General features: G+C 66.9%; 7 protein-coding genes. 4 read left to right on the top strand and 3 right to left on the bottom strand.

From position 1 onward, the window contains the following. Positions 1-104: 104 nt before the first annotated feature. The 3 genes from HNP55_RS21020 (at position 105) to HNP55_RS21010 (ending at position 3,577) form a co-directional block, all read left to right on the top strand. Complete coding sequence (locus tag HNP55_RS21020) at positions 105-524, top strand: DUF2946 family protein (protein ID WP_184303878.1); 420 nt, start codon at positions 105-107, stop codon at positions 522-524. Positions 525-630: 106 nt separating this feature from the next. Beyond that, complete coding sequence (locus HNP55_RS21015; protein WP_184303876.1) at positions 631-3,030, top strand: TonB-dependent receptor; 2,400 nt, start codon at positions 631-633, stop codon at positions 3,028-3,030. 25 nt (positions 3,031-3,055) lie between these two features. Continuing rightward, positions 3,056-3,577 (top strand): YcnI family protein, encoded by a 522-nt coding sequence (locus HNP55_RS21010; protein WP_184303874.1) that lies wholly within the window; start codon positions 3,056-3,058, stop codon positions 3,575-3,577. Between the two features lie 1,410 nt (positions 3,578-4,987). On the opposite strand, the gene HNP55_RS21005 is transcribed toward HNP55_RS21010, so the two are convergent. The 3 genes from HNP55_RS21005 to HNP55_RS20995 all read right to left on the bottom strand — a co-directional run bounded on the left by HNP55_RS21005 (position 4,988) and on the right by HNP55_RS20995 (position 7,888). Next, the gene (locus HNP55_RS21005; protein ID WP_184303872.1) at positions 4,988-6,226 is read right to left on the bottom strand and encodes a class I SAM-dependent methyltransferase; all 1,239 of its coding nucleotides are present in this window, start codon (positions 6,224-6,226) and stop codon (positions 4,988-4,990) included. Positions 6,227-6,345: 119 nt separating this feature from the next. Continuing rightward, on the bottom strand, positions 6,346-6,921 hold the full coding sequence (locus tag HNP55_RS21000; RefSeq protein ID WP_184303870.1) for a ComEA family DNA-binding protein: 576 nt from the start codon (positions 6,919-6,921) through the stop codon (positions 6,346-6,348). Between the two features lie 262 nt (positions 6,922-7,183). Then, a complete protein-coding gene (locus HNP55_RS20995; RefSeq protein ID WP_184303868.1) occupies positions 7,184-7,888 on the bottom strand; it encodes a DUF1345 domain-containing protein in 705 nt (234 codons plus the stop codon). A 251-nt stretch (positions 7,889-8,139) separates the two neighbouring features. Between HNP55_RS20995 and HNP55_RS20990 the strand changes: the two genes are divergently transcribed. After that, positions 8,140-9,699 (top strand): methyl-accepting chemotaxis protein, encoded by a 1,560-nt coding sequence (locus HNP55_RS20990; RefSeq protein WP_246448566.1) that lies wholly within the window; start codon positions 8,140-8,142, stop codon positions 9,697-9,699. Positions 9,700-9,712: the final 13 nt, after the last annotated feature.

Raw genomic sequence — 9,712 nt, 5'->3', positions numbered from 1 at the left:
CCATTGCTCATCGCGAAGTTGTTTACGCATCGTCCCTCCAACCAGATCAATGGGTTGGAGTCGTATTGTTACCTCGAATGTCAACACACCCTAGAATGCCGCCCGTGCGCATCTCGCCCCTCCACACCCCCGGCCGCCCTGCCCGTTGGCTGCTTCTGCTGAGCCTGACGCTGGCCCTGCTCGCGCCCACGCTGAGCCAGGCCCTGGCCTTGGCGCGGGGTGAGGTGCTGGTGTGGAGCCAGCTCTGCCGCAGCAGCCAGGTGTCGCCCCGCGCGGCCCAGCAAAGCCTCTGGGACAAATCCAGCCAGGCCCGGCGCGAGCAGGCCCAGCAAGACGGTGTGTTCCAGCACTGCCCCTTCTGCGCCCTGCAGGGGCAAGACCTGGCACCGCCCCCCGCCCCCTGCAACACGGCCCTGCCGCCGCTGAATCTGCAGCAGGCCATGCCGGAGCGCTTCTACAGCGCCCCGCACAGCACGCACGCCTGGGCGCCGCCCCAGTCCCGCGCCCCGCCCCTGACGCTCTGAGCCTTCGCGCGCACGAGCCCGGCAGCCCGCTGCTGCCGCGCTCGCGCATCCCCTGCCCGCAACCTCGCCACACCGGCGAGCGGGCGCTCAGAGATCGTCTTTCCCCATGCGAACCCAAGAAAAAAAGCGCCTGGCCCTGGCCTGTGCGCAAGCCTGCCTGGCCCTTGCCACCCTCCCTTTCCACGGCCAAGCCCGGGCCTGCGATGACTGCGACGACACCGTCCACGCCAAGCCCACCAACAGCGCCGGCCCCGTCCACAAGCTGGGCCTGGTGCTGATCAGCGGCAGCGCGCCCAGCTCCCTGCCCAACAACATCCCCACCACGCTGGAAAGCATCAGCGCCGCCGAGATCGCCAAAAGCATCAACGCCACCGACGCCGAGGATGCGCTCAAATACCTGCCCAGCCTGCTGGTGCGCAAGCGCTATATCGGCGACTACAACCACGCCGTGCTGTCCACCCGCGCCTCCGGCACCGGCAATAGCGCGCGCTCCCTGGTGTTTGCCGACGGCATCCCCATTTCCAATCTGCTCGGCAATGGCGCCAGCTTCACGCCCCGCTGGGGCCTGGTGACGCCGGAGGAAATCGAGCGGGTGGACGTGCTTTACGGCCCCTTCTCCGCCGCCTACTCGGGCAACTCGGTGGGCGCGGTGGTGGACTACCAGACCCGCAGCCCCAAGGCCTTCGAGGCCCATGCCAAGGCGGGGGTCTTCGTCCAGCCCTTCGAGCTCTACGGCAGCAACAAGACTTACGGCGGCCATCACACCAGCGCCTCGCTGGGCGACCGGGCCGGTGCCCTCAGCTGGTGGATCAACCTCAATCATCTGGACAGCGAGGGCCAGCCCCAGACCTTTGTCGTCAAGCCGCTGTCCGGCAGCAATGCAGCCGCCTCGGCCACCCCGCTCAGCGGCGCGGTGGCGGGCATGGACAAGAACAATCAGCCCTGGCTGATCCTGGGCGCAGGCACCCAATACCGCACCCAGCAAGACCATGCCAAGCTGAAGCTGGCCTATGACATCAACCCGGTGCTCCGCGCCAGCTACACCCTGGGCTGGTGGGGCAATAGCGCCGTCGGCCGCAGCGAAAGCTATCTGCGCGACGCCTCTGGCCAGGCTTTTTACGCCGCCCCCGCCCATAGCGGCACGGCCAAGGCCTCGCCCATCGCCATCGATGGCCGGGCCTACACCCTGGGCGCGAATGACTTTGGCCAGAGCCGCGACGAGCTGCGCCACCAGATGCAGGGCCTGTCCATCAAGAGCCATAGCAAGGGCTTGTTCGACTTCGAGCTGGCCGCCAGCCGCTACGCTTACGAGCGCGACGAAAGCCGCTCGGCCCTGCTGGCCCGGCCGGCCTCCGAAGCGGGCGGTGCCGGCCGCCTCAGCGATCTGGCCGGCACGGGCTGGACGACGCTGGCCGCCAAGGCCCAGCTGCGCCCCAGCGCCAGCCATGTGATCGAGCTGGGCCTGCAGCAGGAGCGCTACCAATGGCAGCAGCGCGTCAGCGATGTGGCCGACTGGATCAATGGCGCGCCCACCGCCCTGTTCACCGCCTTCAGCGGCAAGACCCAGCTGAACAGTGCTTACGCCCAGGAGGCCTGGACGATCAGCCCCGAGCTCAAGGCCGTGATCGGCCTGCGCCTGGAAGACTGGCGCGCGCTGGACGGCAGCAAAACCTCGGCGGCCGGCAAGACCGTCAACTTCGAGCGCCGCAGCGAGCAATACGTCTCGCCCAAGGCCGCCCTGGGCTATGCCTTGAGCGAGGACTGGTCGCTCAAGCTCAGCACCGGCCGGGCGGTACGCATGCCCACGGCGGGCGAGCTGTTCCAGGGCGGGGTCAATGCCGCCGGGGTCTATGTGGAGAGCGACCCCACGACCAACCCAAACCTCAAGCCCGAGCGGGGCTGGACCAGCGAGCTGAGCGCGCTCTGGGCCAGCGGCACACAGCAGCAACTCCGTGCCACGCTCTTCCTTGAGGACACCCGCGACGCGCTGTACTCGCAGACCACGGTGGTCGATGGCAAGAACATCAGCAGCACGCAGAATATAGGCCGCATCCGCACCCTGGGCCTGGAGCTGTCCTACCAGGCGGCCGATCTTTTCCTCCAGGGCCTGGAGCTGCAGGGCAGCCTGACCTACGCGGACTCCAAGATCCTGGCCAATGAGGGCTTCGTCGCCAAGCCCGGCGACACCCTAGGCATGCAGCAGCCACGCGTGCCCAAATGGCGGGCCAGCGGCTTGATCGGCTATGCGATCACGCCCGAACTCTCGGCCAGCTACGGCCTGCGCTACTCCGGCCCGCAATACGGCACGCTGAACAATAGCGACCCCAACGGCTCTACCTATCAGGGCTTCTCCAAGTTCTTCACCACCGATGTGCGGCTGCAGTGGCGGGTGAACAAGCAATGGACCCTGGCCGGCGGCATCGACAACCTCAACAACTACCAGTACTGGAACTTCCACCCCTATCCGCAGCGGACCTATCACGCGGAACTGAAGTTCGATCTGTGAGCCCCCCACAAACAAGGACAGTCCCATGAAGATCAGCAAAACACTGCAGCGCCTGATGCTGCTGAGCCTGTGCGGCCTCAGCGCCGGCGCCCTCGCTCACGTCACTCTCGACCAGCCCGAGGCCCGGGCCGGCGAGCCTTACAAAGCCGTGCTCAAGGTGGGCCACGGCTGCGACGGTTCCGCCACCACCCGCATCAGCGTCGGCCTGCCCGCGGGCTTTCGCGGCGCCAAGCCCAGCCCCAAGGCCGGCTGGCGCCTGGAGCTCAAACGCGCGCCCCTGGCCACGCCGTATGAAAGCCACGGCAAAGTGATCGCCGACGAGTTGGTGGAGGTGACGTGGACGGCCCAGGGCGAGGAACACCATCTGCAAGACGCCTGGTACGAGGAATTCATCGTGCGCGGCAAGCTGCCCGAGAAAACCGGTCCGCTCTGGTTCAAGGTCAGGCAAAGCTGCGTCAAGGGCGAGTGGGACTGGTCGGAGATCCCGGCCAACGGCGACTCCACCCAGGGTCTGAAGGCCCCGGCAGCGCGCCTGATCCTCAAGTAGGGCAGCTCAAGACCCGCGACCAGCCCACGCAGGTAAGCCGCTAGTGTGTGGTGTTTGATTCTTGAGTGACCCTATCAGAGCCCCGTTTTAAAGTGAATGACGCCGGCTATTTGCTGCCTCGCCCTCTGCCAAGGCCCAGCCGGGAGTTCGCCCCGGCGGGCGACTCACTTTTCTTGCTTCGCCAAGAAAAGTAAGCAAAAGAAGGCGACCCGAATGCCTGGCCCCTTCGGGGTCCGCTGCGGCACTCGTCTTTGCCGGGCCGCGCCCAACTCTCTCCGCTACGCTCCGTTCAAACAAGGGGCGCGAGCTAGTTCACGATGGCGCTTCGCGCCGCCCGCCAAAGCCAAGCGCCGCAGCCCAGGCAACACGGGGAATCCAAAGGCCACACGGCTCGCTACGCGTCGCCTCGATACCGCAGCAGCTAGCGCTGCATGCGCCCCGCGCATGCAGCCCTTCAAGCCGATGCGCAGCGAGGCGTGACGGGGTTCGGCCCCGTTGAGCCTGGGTGAGGAGCGGAGGCTTCGCTGGGCGTCGCGCAGCGACTTCGTCGTCTGACTTTGCGCCCCCTGTTTGAACGGAGCGTAGCGCAGTGAGTTGGGCGCGGCCCAGCGAAGCTGAGCACCGCAACGCACCCCGTCAGGGGCCAGGCTTCGGGTCGCCTTTCTTTGCCTACTTTCTTTGGCGAAGCAAAGAAAGTAGGTCGCCTGCCGGGGCGAACTCCCGGCTGGGCCGTTGAACGGACAAAAGGCTGACGGCGCTACGCGCCGCCCCGACAGGGCGAAAACCAGGGGTTGAGGTTAGTCACAGAGTCAAATTCAGCCAGGCGTTCTTAAGTTCCACACAGCATGAAACGCCACACTAGGGGCAGATCCCCCCCGTGGATCTAAGCCCCAATCCCCGCCCTGCAAATTGCTTTGTTTCGCCTGCCTTCTTCCGGGCTTTGAAATGCCCCGAAAACGTCGATGATTCATCCATGCCGCAGCACAAGGCCGCGGCAAGAAACGACGGATGGACCGGAGGATTTCCCCATGCATGCCAGGCCTCTTGACTGCACAGCGATAGGCAAGCCGAGAGCCACGCACCGCCAGGGCTCACAGCCAGGCTGAGCCCGGCGCCCTCAGCCCTCTTCCTCCCCTCACGCTTCCCGCAAGGTCCACAACACAGCGCCCAGGCTCTGTGCGCTGCTTGAGCACGCCTCAAAAACGCACGCTGGCCCGCGCCCACCGCGCTCCTTCCACGCCTGCCGAGGATTCACGCCCCGGCAGCTGTCCCACACCGCAGCCCTACACCGCTCATTTGGCAAGTCATGAGCGGCGTCCCGGGCGGTGTCCAGCGCTTCGCTCTTGCCCCGCAAGCCCTGTTTCGACGGGTGCTGCGGGGCTTTTTTGCGCCAGGCTGAGCCAGCCAGCGTCAAGCCGCCAGCAGCGTCTCCAGGCAATGCTCACGCAGGCCGTAAAAACGCTTGATCTCGGCGATCTGGGCCAGCAGCTGGGGCTTTTGCGCCGCATGGGCGGCCAGCGCGGCGCCGCTTTTCTTCACCGCCAGAATCATCTTGTTCTTGCTGGTGTGCTCCAGGGCGATGAACTCGAACACCTGGGTCTCATAACCTTCAGCCTCCAGCAACAAGGCGCGCAGCGAGTCGGTCACCATCTCGGCCTCCTGACCCAGGTGGATGCCGTGTTGCAGCATGGGCCGCAGCGCGGCGGGCATTTGCATCTGCGGGCGTATCTGCTTGTGGCAGCAGGGCGAGCACATGATGATTTGCGCGCCGGCCCGCAGGCCCAGATGGATGGCGTAGTCGGTGGCGATATCGCAGGCATGCAGGGCGATCATCACGTCCAGCCGCGCCGGGGTGTAGGAGCGCACATCGCCCTGGTCAAAGCGCAGGCCGCTCAGGCCGTGCTTGGCCGCGGCCGTGCTGCAGAGCTTGACCATATCGTCCCGCAACTCCACGCCGGTCACCTGGGCCTGCTTGCCCTGCTCGCCTATCCAGTCGTGCATGGCGAAGGTGAGATAGCCCTTGCCCGAGCCGAAGTCATTCACATAGACATCGGGGCTGGCGCTCAGGGACGAGGCCTTCATCGCGGCGGCAAAGACCTCGATGAACTTGTTGATCTGCTTCCATTTGCGCGACATGGCCGGCACCAGGGCGGGCTCGCCCTTTACCTCATGCGTCAGGCCCAGGTCCATCCAGAAGGGCTTGACGAGCGAGAGATAACGCTGCTTCTCCTTGTCATGGCCGGCGCTGGTGGCAGGGGCGGGCGTGTCCAGCCGGCTGACCCGCAAGCTGGGCTTGCCCTTGCGGCTGAAGGCCAGTTGCACCTCTTCCGAGGGGGTGTGCAGATGGGCGTTCTGGAACTGCGTGCCCAGCAGCTGGGCGATCAGGGCCAGGCCTTGCGCCAGGCTCAGATTCTTGGTGATGTCCTTGGTCTGGTAGCGCCACAGAAAACTCAGGGCACGCTCGCCGCGCAAGTCCACCGCGCGCACGCTCAGGCGCTCCAGCTTCTCTTCCGCGCCGGTGTATTTGGACAAAAGCACTTTGTGCAGCGTGCCGGCGGCCAGGGCGGTTTCCAGCAGGCGCAGAAAACGCTGGCAGGCATCGGCCTGGCTGACCGGGGCTTGGGCTTCGGGAATCAGATGGGTGAACATGGGGGAGCCACGCGGAGAGGCAAGCGAACAGGAGAGGGATTTTCGGTCATCCCGCGGCCGGGCCGGCGCAGCCCCAAAAAAACAGGCGCCCGCGGGCGCCTGGCTCGGGGCCAGCCGGCTTACTTCTTGGCCGGGGCAGCGCTGGCCGCCTTCTCGGCCGCCTTGGCTTCCTTGGCCGCCTTTTTCTCGGCCTTGGCCTTTTTGGCTTCCTCCGCCGCGGCGGCCTTGGCGGCCTTCTTCTCTTCCTTGGCTTTTTGGGCCGCGGCCTTTTTGTCGGCGGCACTCAGGGCGGCCGAGGCCGCAGGGGCCGGGCTGGCCGCGGGCGCCGCAGCGGCGGCCTTGGAGGCGGCCTTGGCCGCCGGCGCAGCGGCCGTAGCTGCGGTCGCGGCCGTGGCGGCTTTGGCCGCTGCCGCCGGCTTGGCCGGGGCGCCGGCGAAGGCGCTGCCGTTGACGGTCAGGCCCTCGGTGGAGAAGCGGGCGGCATTGTGCTCACCCACGCCCTTGACCCGGTCCACAAAATCGGGCCAGTCCTTGAAAGCGCCCTTCTGGCGCTCGGCCAGGATCTTGCCCGAGATCGCCGGGCCAATGCCCTTGACCGATTCCAACTCGGCCTGGGTGGCCTTGTTGACGTCCACCGCAGCAAAGGCCGCGGCGGCAAACAAGGCCAGCATCAAAACAAGCAGTTTCTTCAGCATGTCAAAGTCCTCGATCAGTGTTTGAAATCGCCAACTCGAATCCGGCCCGGACTGCACCGGACTGGCGAGGGTTTGAGCCGAGGCCAAGCCCCATCGCCAGGCAATCGTGTGCATCACAACCGCGCCCCAGTATGCCCAGCCCTGGCCGACTTGGGGCCATGGGCGGCGTCGAAATTTTCCGGCTCGCGAGCTTGCTCGCCCTGGGCCCCTGTTTGCTGTGGCGCCTGTTCAACACCTTGCTGGCGGCGCTGGGGCACAGCAGCTAAAACAGGCTGGCCCCGATATTGATCAGCAGCGCCAGCACCGTGGTGTTGAAGAGATAGGCCAGGATGCAGTGCAGGCTGCCGATGCGGCGCAGGGGCTTGGAGACAAAGGCCACATCGGCCGTCTGGCCCGAGGTGCCGATGACGGCGGCGAAGTAGAAGAAGTCGCCGTACTCGGGCGCCTGCTCACCCGGGAACTGCAAGCCAGGCGGGTGGCCGCGCTCCAGCTCGGCGTAGTACTCGTGGGCATAGTGCAGGGCGAACATGACCTGGACAAAGGCCCAGGAGCTGAGGACCGTGTAGCCGGCCAGGCCGATGTGCAGACTTTTGAGCAGGCCCTGCATCTCCTTCACCACCGCCAGCTCGAAGGCAATCGCCGCCAGGCTGGCCAGGGCCGAGACCACCGCCATCACCAGGATGAAGAGCTGCCCATCGTCCTGCAAGCTGGCGCGGCTGCGCATGCGGCCATGGTCGGAGCGCAGCATCATCAGCGCCGCCAGGGCCACATAAAGCGTGGTGCCCACATTCCAGGCGATCAGGCTGCAGGTGACATTGCGCAGCGTCATGAACAGCGGCAACAAAAAACCCACGGCCAGGGCCAGGCCGGCGGCGATGAAGAGGCGCGGGCGCGCCTGCAGCAGCGCCAGCAAACGCGGGCGCCGGCGGCGCGGGGGCCGAGAGGGGGTGGGCGTGTCAGCGGGCATGGAGATGAGCGGGTTCGGCATCAAAGCCGGCGCAAAGAGTGTACTGGCGAGGCTTGGCGCGCACCAATTCCGGCCAGTATCCGCACGCCCGTACGGTTAGCGCCCGGCAGCGGGTCGACGAGGGAAATGCGCCCGAGAGCCCGGCCAGTTTGACCCATACAAGAGCAAGCCCCCCTCTAAAGTCCCGCGACTCTCCCGGCAGGCCGCCTCCCCCCCGCTGCCCCCCGCCCCTGCACCACCCCAACGAGACCATGAGAAACAACCTGCCCGTCAGCCAGCGTGAATACCCCTTTCCCAAGGGCAAGACGCTGGTCTCCACCACCGATCTGCAAGGCCGCATCCAGCACTGCAATGCCGCCTTCGCCGAGGTCAGCGGCTTCGACCGCGCTGAGCTGCATGGCCAGCACCACAATCTGATCCGCCACCCCGATATGCCCCAGGAAGCCTTCCGCGACCTCTGGGCCACCATCCAGCAAGGCCGCCCCTGGTCGGGCATGGTGAAGAACCGCCGCAAGGACGGCGACCATTACTGGGTGATGGCCAATGTGACGCCGCTGCTGGAGAACGGCCGGCCGGTGGCCTTTATGTCGGTGCGCACCGAGGCCAGCCGGGCCCAGATCGAGGCGGCCGAGCAGCTCTACGCCCGCATGCGTGGCGAGCGCCGCAAGGGCGCCCTGGTCCATGTGCTGCGGCGGGGTCAGGTCTTGCGCCAGGACCTGCAAGGCCGCCTGGCCCAGCTGGCCCGGATCGGCCCCAGGCTGGGCCGCTGGCTGCCGCACGCCTTGATGACGGCCGCCGCCATGCTGGCCGGCGCCTGGCAGGGGCCGCTGGCCCTGGAGCTGCTGCTCCTGCTGGGCCTGAGCATGCTGACCGCCGCGCTGGCCCATCGCCAGACCCGCAAGGCCATCCAACCCGTGCTGGACTTTGCCCACCGGGTCGCGGCCGGTGACCTCAGCGCCAGCCTGCCGCGCAGCGGCCACGACCTCACCGAGGAGCTGGAGACCGCGCTCAACCAGCTCTCGGTCAATATCCGCGCCATCGTCTCCGACACCCGCAGCGAGCTGGCGGGCATGAGCCGCACCATGCAGGCCATCGCCCAGGGCAACCAGGACATGGCTCGCCGCACCGAGGCCCAGGCCGCCAGCCTGGAGCAGACGGCCGCCGCGATGGAGCAGATCACCGGCACGGTGCGCAGCAGCACCGACACCGCGACCCAAGCCAGCGGCGTGGCCGCCGAGCTGCGCGAGACGAGCTCGCACAGCGCCGAGGTGGTGCACCACGCCACCCACAGCATGGGGGCGATCTCGGGCTCGTCCAAGCGCATCGGCGAGATCATCAAGGTGATCGACAGCATCGCCTTCCAGACCAATATCCTGGCCCTCAATGCGGCGGTGGAGTCGGCCCGGGCCGGCGACCATGGCCGCGGCTTTGCCGTCGTGGCCAACGAGGTGCGGGCCCTGGCCCAGCGCAGCTCGGAGGCGGCGCGCGAGATCGCCCGCCTGATCAGCGACTCGGCCGACAAGGTCAGCGAGGGCGAACGCCAGACCAGCAGCGCACGCCAAAGCATAGACAAGACCTTGCAGTCGGTGCAGCAGTTCAATGGCCTGATCGGCCAGATCCACCTCAGCGCACGCGAGCAGTTGCTGGGCATCACCCAGGTCAATCAGGCCATCAGCCAGATGGAGGCCATCACCTTGCAGAACGCCGGCATGGTGCAGGAGCTGGCCCACTCGGCCCAGGCCTTGCTGGGCCAGGTGGACGAGGTGAATGCCTCGGTGCGGGTGTTCAGGCTCAGCCCGGCCGGGCACTGAGGCGGCCGGCGCG

The sequence above is a fragment of the Roseateles oligotrophus genome, from assembly GCF_014204525.1.
GTDB lineage: Bacteria > Pseudomonadota > Gammaproteobacteria > Burkholderiales > Burkholderiaceae_C > Paucibacter_A > Paucibacter_A oligotrophus_A.
The sequence above is the reverse complement of the archived record's forward strand: the minus strand, read 5'-3'. Positions and strand labels throughout refer to the sequence as shown.

Bases quoted from the DNA above. Each gene is read 5' to 3' on its own strand.
- HNP55_RS21000 (WP_184303870.1), bottom strand. From the start codon at position 6,921: ATGCTGAAGAAACTGCTTGTTTTGATGCTGGCCTTGTTTGCCGCCGCG.
- HNP55_RS21015 (WP_184303876.1), top strand. From the start codon at position 631: ATGCGAACCCAAGAAAAAAAGCGCCTGGCCCTGGCCTGTGCGCAAGCC.
- HNP55_RS20995 (WP_184303868.1), bottom strand. From the start codon at position 7,888: ATGCCCGCTGACACGCCCACCCCCTCTCGGCCCCCGCGCCGCCGGCGC.
- HNP55_RS21005 (WP_184303872.1), bottom strand. From the start codon at position 6,226: ATGTTCACCCATCTGATTCCCGAAGCCCAAGCCCCGGTCAGCCAGGCC.
- HNP55_RS20990 (WP_246448566.1), top strand. From the start codon at position 8,140: ATGAGAAACAACCTGCCCGTCAGCCAGCGTGAATACCCCTTTCCCAAG.
- HNP55_RS21010 (WP_184303874.1), top strand. From the start codon at position 3,056: ATGAAGATCAGCAAAACACTGCAGCGCCTGATGCTGCTGAGCCTGTGC.